At 69.8% G+C, this 15,232-nt stretch carries 16 protein-coding genes and 2 tRNA genes; 15 read left to right on the top strand and 3 right to left on the bottom strand.

Going from position 1 to position 15,232, the window contains the following annotated elements:
- Positions 1 to 48: 48 nt before the first annotated feature.
- The gene (locus tag AC1DWR_RS00945) at positions 49 to 225 is read right to left on the bottom strand and encodes a hypothetical protein (RefSeq protein ID WP_477615528.1); all 177 of its coding nucleotides are present in this window, start codon (positions 223 to 225) and stop codon (positions 49 to 51) included.
- Between the two features lie 83 nt (positions 226 to 308).
- On the opposite strand from AC1DWR_RS00945, the gene AC1DWR_RS00950 reads away from it, so the two are divergent.
- From AC1DWR_RS00950 to AC1DWR_RS00970, 5 genes are all read left to right on the top strand, one after another.
- Entirely contained in the window at positions 309 to 1,262 is a 954-nt protein-coding gene (locus tag AC1DWR_RS00950; RefSeq protein WP_477615527.1) for a GlxA family transcriptional regulator, read from the top strand.
- Positions 1,263 to 1,324: 62 nt separating this feature from the next.
- Positions 1,325 to 2,101 (top strand): fumarylacetoacetate hydrolase family protein, encoded by a 777-nt coding sequence (locus tag AC1DWR_RS00955; RefSeq protein ID WP_477623326.1) that lies wholly within the window; start codon positions 1,325 to 1,327, stop codon positions 2,099 to 2,101.
- A gap of 72 nt (positions 2,102 to 2,173) precedes the next feature.
- Positions 2,174 to 3,703, top strand: a complete 1,530-nt coding sequence (gene gltX / locus AC1DWR_RS00960; RefSeq protein WP_477623327.1) for a glutamate--tRNA ligase — start codon at positions 2,174 to 2,176, stop codon at positions 3,701 to 3,703.
- A gap of 107 nt (positions 3,704 to 3,810) precedes the next feature.
- A tRNA-Gln gene (locus tag AC1DWR_RS00965) sits at positions 3,811 to 3,882 on the top strand.
- Positions 3,883 to 3,989: 107 nt separating this feature from the next.
- Positions 3,990 to 4,065: transfer RNA gene (locus tag AC1DWR_RS00970), tRNA-Glu, on the top strand.
- An 80-nt stretch (positions 4,066 to 4,145) separates the two neighbouring features.
- Here the strand turns inward: AC1DWR_RS00970 and AC1DWR_RS00975 are convergent.
- On the bottom strand, positions 4,146 to 4,889 hold the full coding sequence (locus AC1DWR_RS00975; RefSeq protein ID WP_056922488.1) for an IclR family transcriptional regulator: 744 nt from the start codon (positions 4,887 to 4,889) through the stop codon (positions 4,146 to 4,148).
- 156 nt (positions 4,890 to 5,045) lie between these two features.
- Here AC1DWR_RS00975 and leuC point away from each other — a divergent pair, with 156 nt between their 5' ends.
- The 4 genes from leuC (at position 5,046) to murA (ending at position 9,606) form a co-directional block, all read left to right on the top strand.
- The gene (leuC, locus tag AC1DWR_RS00980) at positions 5,046 to 6,476 is read left to right on the top strand and encodes a 3-isopropylmalate dehydratase large subunit (protein ID WP_477623328.1); all 1,431 of its coding nucleotides are present in this window, start codon (positions 5,046 to 5,048) and stop codon (positions 6,474 to 6,476) included.
- A complete protein-coding gene (gene leuD / locus AC1DWR_RS00985) occupies positions 6,476 to 7,069 on the top strand; it encodes a 3-isopropylmalate dehydratase small subunit (RefSeq protein WP_477615521.1) in 594 nt (197 codons plus the stop codon). The genes leuC and leuD overlap by 1 nt, the downstream gene beginning before the upstream one ends.
- A gap of 392 nt (positions 7,070 to 7,461) precedes the next feature.
- Entirely contained in the window at positions 7,462 to 8,196 is a 735-nt protein-coding gene (locus tag AC1DWR_RS00990) for an HU family DNA-binding protein (protein ID WP_477623329.1), read from the top strand.
- Between the two features lie 93 nt (positions 8,197 to 8,289).
- Positions 8,290 to 9,606, top strand: coding sequence for a UDP-N-acetylglucosamine 1-carboxyvinyltransferase (murA, locus tag AC1DWR_RS00995; RefSeq protein ID WP_477615519.1), 1,317 nt, complete (start codon positions 8,290 to 8,292; stop codon positions 9,604 to 9,606).
- Between the two features lie 14 nt (positions 9,607 to 9,620).
- On the opposite strand, the gene cofC is transcribed toward murA, so the two are convergent.
- On the bottom strand, positions 9,621 to 10,478 hold the full coding sequence (gene cofC / locus AC1DWR_RS01000; RefSeq protein WP_477623330.1) for a 2-phospho-L-lactate guanylyltransferase: 858 nt from the start codon (positions 10,476 to 10,478) through the stop codon (positions 9,621 to 9,623).
- A 96-nt stretch (positions 10,479 to 10,574) separates the two neighbouring features.
- Between cofC and AC1DWR_RS01005 the strand changes: the two genes are divergently transcribed.
- The 6 genes from AC1DWR_RS01005 to AC1DWR_RS01030 all read left to right on the top strand — a co-directional run bounded on the left by AC1DWR_RS01005 (position 10,575) and on the right by AC1DWR_RS01030 (position 15,224).
- Entirely contained in the window at positions 10,575 to 11,336 is a 762-nt protein-coding gene (locus tag AC1DWR_RS01005; RefSeq protein ID WP_477623331.1) for a lysophospholipid acyltransferase family protein, read from the top strand.
- Entirely contained in the window at positions 11,333 to 12,331 is a 999-nt protein-coding gene (locus AC1DWR_RS01010; protein ID WP_477623332.1) for an NAD(P)H-dependent glycerol-3-phosphate dehydrogenase, read from the top strand. Before AC1DWR_RS01005 ends, AC1DWR_RS01010 begins: the two co-directional genes overlap by 4 nt.
- A 215-nt stretch (positions 12,332 to 12,546) precedes the next feature.
- Positions 12,547 to 13,071: an alternate-type signal peptide domain-containing protein gene (locus AC1DWR_RS01015; RefSeq protein WP_477615515.1), complete on the top strand. Its 525-nt coding sequence runs from the start codon at positions 12,547 to 12,549 to the stop codon at positions 13,069 to 13,071.
- Positions 13,072 to 13,094: 23 nt separating this feature from the next.
- Positions 13,095 to 13,670: a signal peptidase I gene (locus AC1DWR_RS01020; RefSeq protein ID WP_477623333.1), complete on the top strand. Its 576-nt coding sequence runs from the start codon at positions 13,095 to 13,097 to the stop codon at positions 13,668 to 13,670.
- The gene (locus tag AC1DWR_RS01025; protein WP_477623334.1) at positions 13,667 to 14,245 is read left to right on the top strand and encodes a TasA family protein; all 579 of its coding nucleotides are present in this window, start codon (positions 13,667 to 13,669) and stop codon (positions 14,243 to 14,245) included. The genes AC1DWR_RS01020 and AC1DWR_RS01025 overlap by 4 nt, the downstream gene beginning before the upstream one ends.
- A gap of 4 nt (positions 14,246 to 14,249) precedes the next feature.
- Positions 14,250 to 15,224 (top strand): signal peptidase I, encoded by a 975-nt coding sequence (locus AC1DWR_RS01030; protein ID WP_477623335.1) that lies wholly within the window; start codon positions 14,250 to 14,252, stop codon positions 15,222 to 15,224.
- The last annotated feature ends 8 nt before the right edge of the window (positions 15,225 to 15,232 follow it).

Below are 15,232 nucleotides of genomic sequence, written 5' to 3' on the forward strand. Positions count from 1 at the left end.
CGAACTTTCGGCCACTCGCCCGAAGGTGCGGGGCGAGTGGCCTGCGCGTCAGGAACGCGCCTCGGCGTCGTGCAGGACGCGGTCCCAGTCGTGGTCGAGGTCGGTGAAGGCGATGGTTGAGTCGGATCCGTGCGGTGCGTGCGGGAGCGACCAGGTGCGGCGGTGGTGTCGCTCGACGGCGAAGACCAGCGCAGTGACGAATGCCAGGAGCAGGATGATGGTCATGACTGAAATCATGCGCTCAACCGATTCCAGACACGAGTGGCAGAACTGTCGGTGAGGGCAGTTTTTCTGCCATACTGTCGCCCATGGCCCTGTCCACCATTGCAGCGCTCATCACCGACCCCGTCGCCATGTTCGAGACCGCCATCGCGTGCGAGGTCTTCGGGCTCGACCGCACCGACGACGGAGTGCCGCCGTTCACCTTCATGATGTGTGGCGAGACCGCCGGCGTAGCCGTCCCCACGACGAGCGGTGGCGCGCTGACGCCGACGCACCAGTGGCAGGACGCCCTGGATGCCGACCTCGTGGTGATGCCTGCAGGCGGGGTCCGCGACACCTATCCGGAGGAGCTGCTCGACGTGATCCGCGGCGCGCACGCCCGCGGCGCCACCATCCTGTCGATTTGCACGGGGTCGTTCATCCTCGGCGAGACCGGGCTGCTCGACGGACTGACCGCGGTGACGCACTGGCGCTACGCCGAGTCGTTCGCCCGTCGGTTCCCCAAGACCACGGTCTCCATGGACGTGCTCTACCTCGACCACGGCCAGATCGTCACCGGGGCCGGGACTGCCGCAGGCATCGACGCCGTGCTCCACCTCGTCCGTCGCGAGCTGGGGTCGACGGTGGCCACCCGCATCGCCCGCCGCATGGTCGTCCCTCCGCAGCGCGACGGCGGCCAGCGCCAGTACGTCGAGGCACCCCTGCCCGAGACCGACTGCGAGAGCATGCAGCCGGTGCTCAACCACATCACCGATAACCTCGATGCCCCCCACACGGTCCCGGACCTCGCTCGCCTCGCGATGATGTCCGAGCGCACCTTCGCCCGCCGCTTCGTCGCCGAGACCGGCACGACGCCGCACAAGTGGCTCGTCCAGCAACGAGTGCTGCGCGCTCGCGAGCTGCTCGAGTCGACCGATCTCCCCGTGGAGTCGGTGGCGTCGCACAGCGGGTTCGGGTCGGCAGCGTTGCTGCGCACCCACTTCCAGACCGTCGTAGGCACCTCGCCCCAGCGCTACCGTCGCGAGTTCTCGCGGCGCTGAGCCGCACCTCCCCGACCTCTCCCGCGCCCGGGACGACCACGTCGCCCCGATAGGCTCGTCGGGTGCGCATTGCGAGATACACGACAGGTGAGGACCCGGCCTACGGCATCGTCGAGGGGGAGCCGGGTCGCGAGTTCATCGCCCAGGTCCAGGGCGACCCGCTCTACCAGCCCCTGGTACTCACGGGCGAGCAGGTTGCGCTGGCCGACGCAAGGCTGCTCGCGCCCGTCATCCCGCGCAGCAAGGTGATCGGCATCGGTCGCAACTACGCCGACCACGCCAAGGAGATGGGCGGCGAGCCGCCGGCCCAGCCCATGATGTTCCTCGTCCCCAACACCGCCGTCGTCGGCCCTGGCGACCCGATCGTGATGCCCGCCGGGGCGGAGGAGATCTCCTACGAGGGCGAGCTCGCAGTCGTCATCGGCCGGATCGCCAAGGACGTGCCACGGGAGCGCGTGAAGGGGGTCGTCTACGGCTACACCTGCGCCAACGACGTCACCGCCCGCGACTGGCAGCGCGGCGACGGGCAGTGGGCCCGCGCCAAGGGTTTCGACACGTCCACGCCGCTCGGTCCCTGGATCAGCACCGAGCTCGATGTCAGCGACCTGCGGATCCAGACCCGTCTCGACGGCCAGACCCGCCAGGACGGCACCACGGCGGACATGGTCTTCGACGTCGAGACCCTCGTCTCGTACGTCAGCTCGGCCTTCACGCTCCTGCCCGGAGACGTCATCCTGACCGGCACGCCCGCCGGTGTCGGCCTCGTCGAGGCAGGTCAGCGGGTGGAGGTCGAGATCGAGGGCATCGGCACGCTCAGCAACACCTTCGTGCGCCGCTGAGGCGGGGTATGCCGCGCGGCTGGCCACGCGGCATACGTCCAGTCCGTGGCTGGTCCCTAGAATCGGGGCACCATGACTGAGAAGCCCTCCACCGCACCCCGCCTCCGCGTCGCGCCGTCACCCACGGGCGACCCGCACGTCGGCACGGCCTACATGTCGCTGTTCAACCTCGCCTTCGCGCGCCAGCAGGGCGGCTCGTTCGTGCTGCGCATCGAGGACACCGACCGGGCCCGGTTCCAGGCCGACAGCGAGCAGCAGGTCTTCGACACGCTGCACTGGCTGGGGCTGCGATGGGATGAGGGCCCGGACGTGGGTGGGCCGTTTGCGCCGTACCGCCAGAGCGAGCGGCTGGACACCTACCGTCCCTACGTCGAGCGACTGCTGGAGGAGGGCAAGGCCTACCACTGCTGGTGCTCGACCGAGCGACTGACGCGGATGCGCGAGATGCAGCAGAAGCTCAAGCAGCCGACCGGCTACGACCGGCTGTGCGTCGGCAAGTCCCGGGACGAGCGGGCCGGGCTGCCGGGCTTCTCGGAGATCCCTGTCGTGCGCATGCTCATCCCCGAGGACGCCCCGCTGCAGTTCGACGACCTCATCCGCGGCCGCGTCTCGGCGCCCCGCCCGGACGACCAGGTCATCCTCAAGGCCGACGGGTTTCCGACCTATCACCTCGCCGTCGTGGTGGACGACCACGAGATGGGCATCACCCACGTCGTGCGCGGCGAGGAGTGGATCTCGAGCACTCCCAAGCACATCCTGCTCTACCAGTGGCTGGGGCTGGAGCCGCCGGCGTTCGCCCACATGCCGCTGCTGCGCAACACGGACAAGTCCAAGATCTCCAAGCGCAAGAACCCGGCCGCCAGGCTGACCTGGTTCAAGGAGCAGGGCTACCTGCCTGAGGCTCTGGTGAACTTCCTTGCGCTGCTTGCCTATCCACCCGCCATCGGCGCGGACGGCAGTGATGTGGAAGTCTTCACGTTCGAGGAGTTCAGCGCCGATTTCGACTGGGGCAAGGTCAACCCGGTCGGGCCGATCTTCGACCTCAAGAAGCTCGAGTGGCTCAACGGTGTCTACATCCGCGAGCTGGGAACCGGTCAGCTCGCCTCCCGGCTGCTGCCCTACCTCGAGCGTGACGGCGTCCTGTCGGGCAACCCGAGTCTGGGCGAGCTCGCCCGACTGGAAAAGGTCACCGAGCTGATCCAGACCAGGATGGCGCTGCTGTCCGAGGCGAGCGCGCTGGTGGCGCCGTTCTACACCGCCGACGACGCCTTGGAGATCGCCGAGGACGCGCGCGCCCAGCTCAAGGACGACTCGCGTGAGGTGCTCGGGGCGGCGATCAAGGCCATCGAGGACCTCGACGACAGTCGTTCGGGCCCCCTCGGCTCCGAGAGCGGCTGGAAGGCCGCGGTCATCGAGGCGGCACTGCGGTCGGCGATCGTCGAGGGGATGGGCATCAAGCCCAAGTTCGCCTTCGGCCCGCTGCGCACCGCCGTATCCGGTCAGCGGATCAGCCCGCCGTTGTTCGAGTCGATGGAGATCCTCGGCAAGACCTCGACCCTGGCGCGACTGCACCGGCTGCACGACGAGCTCGCCTCTTCCTGACAAACCCCGCGAAGAGCCGATTTGGGAACGCACCCGACGGGCCGGTAGTATCGCGTCTCGGTTCACTCCCATGAAGGCCCTCGGGCGCGCTGGAAGTGATACCCCCTTGGGGTATGGTGTAATTGGCAACACTACGGTTTCTGGTACCGTCATTCTAGGTTCGAGTCCTGGTACCCCAGCTCAGGCGCAAGCCCTTGTGGCACACGCCGATTCGGAGAAATCCACTGCCTGCCGGTATGGTTCTCTCCGCTGCCCGCCGCGCAACTGCGTGCGGGCAACACGCTAGGGCCCCGTTGTGTAGCGGCCTAGCACGCCGCCCTCTCAAGGCGGTAGCGCGGGTTCGAATCCCGTCGGGGCTACCAGCAGAAGCCTCCGTCCACGGACGGGGGCTTCTCCCATGTCCCGCCCGCGGCTCGGCGACCCGGGCCCCGTGCTGCGGAGGTCAGGCGTGGTTCTGCTGCTGCTGCTGCGCGTGGTGCCGCGCGAGCACCTCGGTGAGCTTGTTGGCACCGGCGATCACCGTGGCCGCGTGCAGGCGCCCGGGCTGGCGCGACAGCCGCTCGATCGGACCTGAGATGGAGACGGCGGCGACGACGCGACCGGAGGGGCCACGCACAGGCGCGGACACGGACGCGACGCCGGCCTCGCGCTCGCCGACACTCTGGGCCCAACCGCGGCGACGGACGCCGGAGAGGGTCGTCGCGGTGAACTTCGCGCCGTGCAGCCCGCGGTGCAGCCGGTCGGGCTCCTCCCAGGCGAGCAGCACCTGGGCAGCGGACCCGGCGAGCATCGACAGGGTCGCGCCGATCGGGATCGAGTCCCGCAGGCCGACCGGACGCTCGGCTGCCGACACGCAGATGCGGTGGTCGCCCTGGCGGCGGAAGAGCTGGGCGCTCTCGTTGGTGTGGTCGCGCAGGGCTCCGAGCACTGGGCCCGCGGCGGCGAGCAGACGGTCCTCACCAGCGGCAGCGGCAAGCTCGGCAAGCCGGGGACCCAGCACGAACCGACCCTGCAGGTCACGCGTGACCAGGCGGTGGTGCTCGAGTGCCACGGCAAGCCGGTGGGCGGTGGGGCGAGCCAGGCCGGTCGCGGTGACGAGCTGGGCGAGGGTCGACGGCCCGGCCTCGAGGGCGCCCAGGACGATGGCTGCCTTGTCGAGAACGCCGACTCCACTGGTTGTGTCCATGGCTTGATATTGACGTCTCATTCGCTGAGACGCAAATCCGTGGGCGTGTCCTGCGTGCGAACCTCGGATGGCAGCACGGCGCCGTGCTCACGAAGGACGCGGCGACGCCCTGCCCACGACGTGACGAAGGCCGTATTCGAAAAGAAGGGTGAAGACGTGTCAGGAACGCTGGCCGAGAAGGTCTGGGATGCGCATGTTGTCCGGCGCGCCGAGGGCGAGCCGGACCTGCTCTACATCGATCTCCACCTCATCCACGAAGTCACCTCGCCCCAAGCCTTCGACGGGCTGAGACTGGCCGGTCGCACGGTCCGCCGCCCCGACCTGACCCTGGCCACCGAGGACCACAACGTCCCGACGACACCCGGCCCGATCACCGACCTGGTGAGCAAGACCCAGGTCGACACGCTGCGGCGCAACTGCGAGGAGTTCGGCGTCCGGCTCTTCCCGATGGGCCACGCAGAGCAGGGAATCGTCCACGTCGTCGGCCCCCAGCGCGGCCTGACCCAGCCGGGCATGACCATCGTCTGTGGCGACTCGCACACCTCGACCCACGGCGCGTTCGGTGCCCTGGCCTTCGGCATCGGCACCTCCGAGGTCGAGCACGTGCTGGCCACCCAGACCTTGCCCCTCAAGCCGTTCCGCACCATGGCGGTCAACGTCGAGGGCGAGCTCCAGCCCGGAGTGACCGCCAAGGACATCACCCTTGCCGTGATCGCCAAGATCGGCACCGGCGGCGGCCAGGGCTACGTCCTGGAGTACCGCGGGAGCGCCATCCGTGCGTTGTCGATGGAAGCCCGGATGACGGTCTGCAACATGTCGATCGAGGCCGGTGCCCGCGCGGGCATGATCGCCCCCGACCAGACCACGTTCGACTACCTCCAGGGGCGCGAGCACGCGCCGACCGGCGCCGACTGGGACGCCGCCGTCGCCGACTGGAGCACCCTGCGCAGCGACGACGACGCCACCTTCGACGCCGAGGTCGACCTCGACGCCAACACGCTCACGCCCTTCGTCACCTGGGGCACCAATCCCGGCCAGGGGCTGCCCCTCGGCGAGTCCGTGCCCGACCCGGAGACGATGGGCGACGACAACGAGAAGGCGGCAGCCCAGCACGCCCTCGACTACATGGGCCTGACCGCCGGCACCCCGCTGCGCGAGATCCGCGTCGACACCGTCTTTGTCGGCTCCTGCACCAACGGCCGGATCGAGGACCTGCGGGCCGCCGCCGAGGTGGTCAAGGGGCACAAGGTCGCCGACGGAGTCCGGATGCTCGTCGTCCCCGGTTCGGCGCGGGTGCGCCTCCAGGCCGAGGAGGAGGGCCTCGACAAGGTGTTCACCGCTGCGGGAGCCGAGTGGCGTCTCCCCGGCTGCTCCATGTGCCTGGGCATGAACCCCGACCAGCTCGCCCCCGGGGAGCGCAGCGCCTCCACGTCCAACCGCAACTTCGAGGGCCGGCAGGGCAAGGGTGGTCGCACCCACCTGGTCAGCCCGCTCGTCGCCGCGGCCACCGCGCTGCGCGGCACCCTGTCCAGCCCGGCGGATCTCGTCGACCTCGTCGATGCCGGCACCTTCGAGGGGAGCAAGTGATGGATGCGTTCACGACCCACACCGGCATCGGGGTCCCACTGCGCCGCAGCAACGTCGACACCGACCAGATCATCCCGGCCGTCTACCTCAAGCGGGTGACGCGCACCGGTTTCGAGGACGGCCTGTTCGCCGCCTGGCGCAAGGACGAGACGTTCATCCTCAACAACCCGTCGTATGCCGCGGGGTCGGTCCTCGTGGCCGGCTCCGACTTCGGGACGGGATCGTCTCGCGAGCACGCCGTGTGGGCCTTGATGAACTACGGCTTCCGCGTGGTCCTGTCCTCGCGGTTCGCTGACATCTTCCGGGGCAACAGCGGCAAGCAGGGCCTGCTGACCGCCCAGGTCGCCCAGGACGACATCGAGCTGATCTGGAAGTACCTCGAGAACGAACCCGGCGCCTCGGTGACCGTCGACCTCGTCTCGCGCACCGTCACCGCCGGAGACATCGTCGCGCCCTTCGAGGTCGACGACTACACCCGCTGGCGGCTGCTCGAAGGGCTCGACGACATCAGCCTCACCCTGCGCCACGAGCAGGACGTGACGGACTTCGAGGCCCGCCGACCGGCATACAAGCCGTCCACGACCGTGGCCTGACGCGCGCGGCGCGCCGAGAGGGCGCAATTCCCCGAAGTCGCAGGCCGAGGCAGGCGAAGACGGCCCCCGATGCTCCGCGTCGGGGGCCGTTCCGGTCCCCGTGCGGTCTCCGGCAGGTCTTCAGGGGCGCGAATTGCATTGGTGCGCAACGGGATTGGCGCCAACGGGAATCTCCCCCCTCGAAACCAGCCACCAGCCCGGGTGGGGGTCCGCGTCCTCCGTGCGGCCCGGCTGAGCGCCGCAATCCGTTGCGACACAACAGATCGGGCGCTCGGGATGGTGGACTCGCACGCACAACCGCCCTAACGTCAGACGCAAGTCGGGCATTGGCTCGGCGGCTCACCTCGTCGGGCTAAGGGGTCCGGCGTCACCAACCCTGTGGAGGGGAAGACGTGAACAAGGCAGAACTGATCAAGGAGCTGGAGAGTCGCTTGGGCAGCCGCAAGGCAGCCAGCGATGCACTGACGGCCGTCGTGGACGTGATCATCCGCGAAGTGGCCAAGGGCGGCAGCGTTGCCATCACCGGCTTCGGAACGTTCGAGCAGGCCGCCCGGGCCGCGCGCACCGGCCGCAACCCCCGCACCGGTGCCAGCGTGAAGATCAAGAAGACCGTGGTGCCCAAGTTCCGGGCGGGCTCGGCGTTCAAGGATGTCGTGAAGAACCCGCGCTCCCTGCCCAAGGCCGCTGTCGCCGGGGCTCGCGCCGCCGCAGGCACCGCGACCAAGGCCGCGGTGAGCACCGCCAAGAAGGCAGCGCCGGCCACGAAGGCAGCTCCCGCCAAGAAGGCGGCTCCGGCGAAGAAGGCGGCACCGGCGAAGAAGGCTGTCGTCAAGAAGGCCGCTCCGGCCAAGAAGGCGGCTCCCGCCAAGAAGGCTGTCGTCAAGAAGGCCGCTCCGGCCAAGAAGGCGGCACCGGCGAAGAAGGCTGTCGTCACAAAGGCCGCTCCGGCGAAGAAGGCTGCTCCCGCCAAGAAGGCTGTCGTCAAGAAGGCCGCTCCGGCCAAGAAGGCGGCACCCGCCAAGAAGGCTGTCGTCAAGAAGGCCGCTCCGGCCAAGAAGGCGGCACCGGCGAAGAAGGCGGCACCCGCCAAGAAGGCTGCGACCAAGCGCGCGGCCAAGAAGGCCTAGTTCGACGCGGGGCACCAGCCCCACGAGCCGCACGACAGAGGCCGGCACCCCCTCGGGGTGTCGGCCTCCGTCGAGTGCCGCGATACTTGCCCCATGGCAAACATCCTCACCGTGAATGGCGGCGTACCGCTGGTCGGAGACCTCGAGGTCAGGGGTGCCAAGAACCTGGTCTCGAAAGCCATGGTGGCCGCACTCCTCGCGGAGGGACCGTGCCGGCTCCGCGGGGTCCCCGAGATCTCCGACGTCAAGATCGTCTCCGGCCTGCTGGAGCTGCACGGCGTCAAGATCGACTCCACCGACCGGGACGGTGAGCTGCTGCTCGACCCCACCAACGTCGAGCAGGCCCACGTCGCCGACATCGACGCGCACGCCGGGTCCTCACGCGTGCCGGTGCTGCTGTGCGGCCCGCTGCTGCACCGGCTGGGGGAGGCCTTCATCCCCGACCTCGGTGGCTGCCGTATCGGTGAGCGCCCGATCAACTACCACCTCGACGTGCTGCGCCAGTTCGGTGCCGACGTCCAGAAGCGACCCGAGGGGCTGCGCCTGACCGCCCCGAACGGGCTCAAGGGCACTCGCATCAAGCTGCCGTACCCGTCGGTCGGCACCACCGAGCAGGTGCTGCTGACCGCGGTGCGAGCCCAAGGTGTCACCGAGCTGCGCAACGCCGCAGTCGAGCCCGAGATCCTCGACCTCATCGCCGTGCTGCAGAAGATGGGCGCGATCATCAGCGTCGAGACCGACCGCGTCATCAAGATCGACGGCGTCGACCGGCTCGGAGGCTACGACCACCTGGCCATCCCGGACCGCATCGAGGCCGGCTCCTGGGCGTGTGCGGCTCTGGCGACCAAGGGCGACATCTACGTCCGTGGCGCCCAGCAGCAGGCGATGATGCCCTTCCTCAACGTCTTCCGGAAGATCGGTGGCGACTTCGACATCGACGACGAGGGCATCCGCTTCTGGCACGCCGGTGGGACCCTCAACTCCCTGGTCCTCGAGACCGACGTCCACCCGGGTTTCATGACCGACTGGCAGCAGCCGCTGGTCGTCGCCCTGACCCAGACCAGCGGGCTGTCGATCGTCCACGAGACGGTCTACGAGAACCGCCTGGGCTTCACGGAGGCACTGGGGGAGATGGGTGCGGTCGTCCAGCTCTACAAGGAGTGCCTGGGTGGTTCGCCGTGCCGCTTCGGGCGCGCCAACTTCCGCCACAGTGCGGTGATCTCGGGACCCACGCCGTTGCGCGGTGCCGAGATCACGGTCCCCGACCTGCGAGGTGGCTTCAGCTACCTCATCGCGGCCCTGGCCGCCGAGGGCCAGTCCAAGGTGCACGGGATCGAGCTGATCTACCGCGGCTACGAGCGGTTCTCCGACAAGCTCGACTCGTTGGGTGCGGACTACGAGGTCGGCTGAGCGCGCGGCCGAGCTCAGCCGATCCGCTGGTCGTCGCCGATCCCGACGATCCACAGCTTGCTGATCTCGGTGCTGGCACCGAGATCCAGGCTGAGGCGCTGGCCCACACGCAGGTGCCGCAGCGCGCTGGCGGCGAACACCTCACCGGTGAAGGTCACCTCGCGTCCGTCGTCCAACAGCGCGGATCCCGCACCGGTGGCTTCGTCGAAGGTGTGCACGCTCGCCTGCATGGGCGGCAGCGTAGTCGGCGTCGCGCCGAGGATGCGTCGTGTGGCCGGCCCCACCCCGAGCGCCAGCGTCGCCTGAAGTCCCGCGTCGTCGTCGACGTCGGTCCGCAGGCGCGGCAGGTCGAGCTCGAGGAGGTGGTGGCCCGCCGCCTGGTGCCGCAGCGCGGAGCCTGGGCCGAACGCCGGCACGAGGTCCGCACCGGTCAGGGCCGTGAGGAGCACAGTGCCCCCACCGGCCGCATCGGGCACGACCGCCCGAGGGTATGCCGCCGCGGCGCCCAGGGCCGCTGTCAGGTCCCCTTGGCGGAGCGCGGGCAGGTCGCCCAGCAGCACCGCCACAGGGGTGTCGGCTCCCGCGGTCACGACGACGTCGCGCCCTGCTGCGGCAGCCGCGTTGAGCCCGCCCCCGGGGTCGGCGGTGACGCGTGCCCCCAGGTCAACCGCCATCTCGGCCACGCGCTCGTCCGAGGTCACCACGACGACCCGACCGGGCGGCATACCGGCGCAGCAGGCGGTGAGGCAGTCGGTGGCGAGGGCGAGCGCGAGCGCCTCGCGGTCGACGCCAGCTGGGGGGTGCAGCCGTGACTTCGCGGTCGCGCCGCCCTTGACGGGGACGACGAGGTGCCAGTCGGGAAAGGAGGTCATCGGGACGATCGTCGCAGTGCTGGCGCGGTTGCTCGACACCGACCCCGGGAGCCGCGAGGATGCTCACTCACACGTTCCCGTCGATCTGGAGACCTGGTGACCGCCAGCGGCACACGCGCTCTGCCCTTCGCCTACCGCTTCACCGTGGCAGTCCTGCGTCCGCTGCTGATGCTCCTGACCAAGCGCGACTGGCAGGGCATGGAGCACCTGCCGACCACGGGCGGATTCGTCGCCGCACCCAACCACCTCTCGTACTTCGACCCCCTGGCGTTCGCCCACTTCCTGGTCGACAACGACCACCCGCCGTACTTCCTCGGCAAGGAGGGTGTCTTCCGGGTCCCGGTCGTGGGGGCGATCCTGCGTGGTGCGCAGCAGATCCCGGTCTACCGCAACACCGGCAAGGCCGCGGACGCCTTCCGCGCCGCCGTCGCGGCGGTCGAGAGCGGCAAGTGCGTTGCGGTCTATCCCGAGGGCACGCTGACCCGCGATCCAGACCTCTGGCCGATGGTCGGCAAGACGGGTGCCGCGCGCATCGCGCTGAGCACGAAGTGCCCCGTCATCCCCGTGGCGCAGTGGGGACCGCAGGACGTCCTCGAGCCCTACGGCAAGCGTCCGAGGCTGCTGCCCCGCAAGACGATGCACCTGCGCGCCGGGCCGCCCGTCGACCTCGGCGACCTCTATGACCAGCCGGTGACCGGGGCCCTCCTGCGCGAGGCGAGCGACCGGATCATGGCTGCCATCACGGCCGAGCTCGAGAAGATCCGCGGCGAGCAGGCCCCTGCCGAGCGGTTCGACTCGCGCAAGCACGGCCTTCCCGAGACCGGGAAGTTCCGCCGACAGCATGGAGAAGACGCATGACGACTGCTGCTGTGTTCGGGACGGGCAGCTGGGGCACTGCGTATGCCGCGATCCTCGCCGATGGTGGGACGACGGTTCGGATGTGGGGACGCCGGCAGACCGTGGTCGACCAGATCAATGCCGGCTGCAACGAGGACTACCTCCCCAACCTGGTGCTGCCCTCCTCGGTGTCGGCCACGCATGACCCCGCCGAGGCTGCCGAGGGCGCGGACATCATCGTGCTCGCAGTGCCCTCGCAGACGCTGCGGGCCAACCTTGGCGACTGGGGCGCCGTGCTGGGTGACACCGCGGCCGTGGTCTCGCTCATGAAGGGCGTGGAGCTCGGGACGACCAAGCGGATGAGCGAGGTCATCGCCGAGGCCGGGGGTGTGGCGCACGAGCGCATCGTCGTCGTGTCGGGCCCCAACCTCGCCAAGGAGATCGCCCTGAAGCAGCCCGCAGCCAGTGTGGTCGCCTGCATCGACGAAGCTGTGGCCGGCAGGGTCGCCGAGGCGTCCAACCCGGCCTACTTCCGCCCCTACACCTCGACCGACGTGGTCGGCACGGAGATCAGTGGTGCCGTGAAGAACGTCATCGCCCTCGCAGTCGGCATGGCCGAGGGGCTCGGCATGGGCGACAACTCCAAGGCCTCCATCATCACCCGCGGTCTCGCGGAGACCACCCGCCTCGGCATGGCGCTGGGCGCGGACGTGATGACGTTCGCGGGGCTGGCGGGCGTGGGCGACCTCATCGCGACCTGCATGTCGCCGCTGTCCCGCAACCACACCTTCGGGGTGAACCTCGGCAAGGGCATGAGCGTCGAGGAGGTCATCGCCGTGACCAAGCAGACGGCCGAGGGCGTGAAGTCCTGCGAGTCGATCCTGCAGCTCGCGCAGAAGCACGATGTGCGGGTGCCCATCATCGAGCAGGTCGCCGCGGTCGTGCACGACGGACGACGGGTCGAGGACGTCGTGGGTGCCCTGATGGTGCGGGCGCTCAAGAACGAGACCGACTAGAGGCACGGTCGCAGCGACCGCGTCTCGCACGACCGGAAGGACCGCGTTGGGGTTCGATCCCTGCGTGGCCGAACTGTGTCGCGGTCGAGTGACCGACGGGTCGGTTCGACGTTCTTGCCCGACTGCGTAACGGTGCGTGCTGCCCCGGGGTCTCTAGGGGGACCACACATCGGATGGGCCGCGGCGGGTACGGCACTCAGTCGGGAAGGACCATCATGAAGAAGTCGACCAAGGGCGCGTACGCCGCCACCGCCGCCGCCGTGCTGTTGCTCGGAGGAGCCGGGACGCTCGCCTACTGGAACGACACGACGACCGTGGCGGGCGGCGAGATCGAAAGTGGCGTGCTGTGGCTCGGGAACCCGGACTGTGGCCAGGGCTGGACGCTCGACGGTGGGGACGTGTTCACCACCCAGCTGCTCGTCCCCGGCGACACCCTGACCAAGGTCTGCACGATCGACCTCGTGGCCGAGGGCGAGCACCTCGGCGCCGACCTCGCCCTGGACACCCCTGCGTGGGAGGCGACGAACCCCCTGACGAACCAGCTGACGGCGTCGGCAACCTTCAGGGTCAACGCCGCGGCCAAGACCCACATCACCTCGGCCGACGACACCGGTGTCGACGAGGTCGAGGCGACGGTCAGCGTGGTGTTCGCCGGACCTGCTGCGACGAACGCGAGCCAGGGCCTGCTGGCGACGCTGGACGAGATCAACCTCGTGGCGACCCAGACCCACGACGGCTGACGGCTGACAGGGCGGTCGCGGACATGGTCCTCCGGTCGAACCCCACCCGCGCACGACGTGCGACGCGGTGGTTGGGGCAGGTGCTGGCCTGGGTGATGATCGGCGGAGTCGCCGGGGTCCTGGCCGTGGCTGTCATCGTCCCGCGCGCGTTCGGTGCCACCCCCTATGCGGTGCTGACGAGCTCGATGCGGCCCTCGCTGCCGGAGGGCACCCTCGCCGTGGTCCGGCCGACGTCGCCGACGTCGATCGGCATCGGGTCGGTCATCACCTACCAGCTCCGGTCGGGCCAGCCCGCCGTCGTGACCCACCGTGTCGTCGCCCAGGGAGTCGATGGCGCGGGGTCGCCGATCTTCCGGACGCGGGGCGACGCCAACGACGTCGCGGACACGGGGTGGGTCAAGCCGGTGCAGGTCAAGGGCAAGGTCTGGTATGCCGTCCCCCACCTCGGGCGGGTCAATGCCGCCTTGAGCGGGCGGGAGCACCGGCTGCTGGTCCACCTCGTGGCAATCGTGTTGCTGGGGTACGCCGCCCACAGGTTCACGGGTGCCCTGCGAGACCGGAGTCGGGCCGCACTGCAACGGGAGGGAAGCCATCCATGACTCGTCCACGCCACCTGGGGTCCACCCGGGTCAGGGCAGCTCTCGCGCTGGGAGCCGTCCTGGCCGCAGGGGTGAGTGGGACCTATGCCCTGTGGTCCGACACCGTGCCGGTCACGGGGGTGACGATCTCGTCAGGGGTCCTGGACCTCAAGGTCAACACCCTCGACTCCGTCCCGGCCTACACCGACCTCAACCTGACCGGGATGGTGCCGGGCAACACCGTGGCGGGCATCCTCACCGTCCGCAACGCCGGAACCATCCCCTTGACGTACTACGCGACCGCAGCCGCCACCAACGCCGACGGCAAGGGCCTCGGTGCCGCCCTCGTCGTCAAGGTCACCGCTGACTCCGCCGTGACCGGGACGGCTCCGGCACGGACCTGTGCCGGAGCCTCCCTCCCGACGACGGGCACCGCGTTTGCCGGGAACCTGGTCGGCGTCCCGGCGACCCAGCGGGCACTGGCCGTGGGGGCGTCCGAGACGCTGTGCATCCAGGCGACCTTGCCGCCCACCGCCGTGAGCACCCTGCAGGGCGCCACGACCAACGTCACGTTGGCCTTCAACGCGAGCCAGTGAGCCCATGACTCCTCGACGAGCACTCCACCGGGTGGGCCACCTGGCCCTGTCCCTGGGTGCTGCCATCGGGGTGCTGTGCCTGGTCATGACGGTGGCCGGCGTGGCCTTCGGGGTCCGGCCGGTGATCTTCCTCTCCGGTTCGATGTCTCCCACGATCCCGGCCGGAAGCCTCGCCGTGGCCCGCCCCGTGCCAGCCGCAGACCTGCGCGCCGGTGACGTCGTCGCCGTGCGGGCTGGCGACGCACAGGTCACCCACCGCATCGTCGCCATCACCCACCACGACAGGTCGGCAACCCTGCGGCTGCGCGGAGACGCGAACCCCGGGGCCGACGACCAGCCCTACGAGGTCGAGGCGGCGCCGCGAGTCCTCCTGTCGGTGCCCCGGGCCGGTGTGCTCCTCGCGTGGCTCTCGCGGACCCCTGGCGTCTTCGTGCTGGCGGGGTATGCCGGCCTCCTCCTTGCGCTCCTCCTGCGAGGTCCGGCCCCGCGGTCGTCGGGGAGTGGGCCCGAGCGTGTCCAGGAGGCCGAGAGGTCGTCGCCCGGTCCCAGGAAGAGGATCGCGCGCCACTCGGCACGGACCTCGCTCCGGGCATTCGCTGCGGCAGCCGTCCTGGGGTCGGGGACCTTCTCGGCGGCGCCTGCGCGAGCCGCGTGGACTGACCCGGTGGCCGTCTCCGGCAGCACCGTGGGGACCTACACGGTCCCGGCGCCCTCCACGTTCACCTGCGGCGGGTTGGGGGTTCTCTCGGTGACCTTCAACTGGACCGCCGTCGCCGGCGCGACGAACTACACCCTGCACTATGGCGTCGGTGGCGGCCAGACGAAGGCCGTCACGGGGACCTCCACGACCGTCGTCGCAGCGATCTCCGGCGGCACCGCGTGGCTCCAGGCCAACCGGAACTTCGGCGCCACCACGTGGACCTCCGCCGCGTCGGCGACCCGCACCTACACCGTGGCAGCCGTCAGCCTCTGCAGCTGACCGAACGA

The sequence above is a fragment of the Pedococcus sp. P2_E2 genome, assembly GCF_056403955.1.

Coding starts and splice junctions, on each gene's coding strand:
- AC1DWR_RS00945 (WP_477615528.1), bottom strand. CDS start 225: ATGACCATCATCCTGCTCCTGGCATTCGTCACTGCGCTGGTCTTCGCC.
- AC1DWR_RS00950 (WP_477615527.1), top strand. CDS start 309: ATGGCCCTGTCCACCATTGCAGCGCTCATCACCGACCCCGTCGCCATG.
- gltX (WP_477623327.1), top strand. CDS start 2,174: ATGACTGAGAAGCCCTCCACCGCACCCCGCCTCCGCGTCGCGCCGTCA.
- AC1DWR_RS00975 (WP_056922488.1), bottom strand. CDS start 4,889: ATGGACACAACCAGTGGAGTCGGCGTTCTCGACAAGGCAGCCATCGTC.
- leuD (WP_477615521.1), top strand. CDS start 6,476: ATGGATGCGTTCACGACCCACACCGGCATCGGGGTCCCACTGCGCCGC.
- murA (WP_477615519.1), top strand. CDS start 8,290: ATGGCAAACATCCTCACCGTGAATGGCGGCGTACCGCTGGTCGGAGAC.
- cofC (WP_477623330.1), bottom strand. CDS start 10,478: ATGACCTCCTTTCCCGACTGGCACCTCGTCGTCCCCGTCAAGGGCGGC.
- AC1DWR_RS01010 (WP_477623332.1), top strand. CDS start 11,333: ATGACGACTGCTGCTGTGTTCGGGACGGGCAGCTGGGGCACTGCGTAT.
- AC1DWR_RS01015 (WP_477615515.1), top strand. CDS start 12,547: ATGAAGAAGTCGACCAAGGGCGCGTACGCCGCCACCGCCGCCGCCGTG.
- AC1DWR_RS01020 (WP_477623333.1), top strand. CDS start 13,095: ATGGTCCTCCGGTCGAACCCCACCCGCGCACGACGTGCGACGCGGTGG.
- AC1DWR_RS01025 (WP_477623334.1), top strand. CDS start 13,667: ATGACTCGTCCACGCCACCTGGGGTCCACCCGGGTCAGGGCAGCTCTC.
- AC1DWR_RS01030 (WP_477623335.1), top strand. CDS start 14,250: ATGACTCCTCGACGAGCACTCCACCGGGTGGGCCACCTGGCCCTGTCC.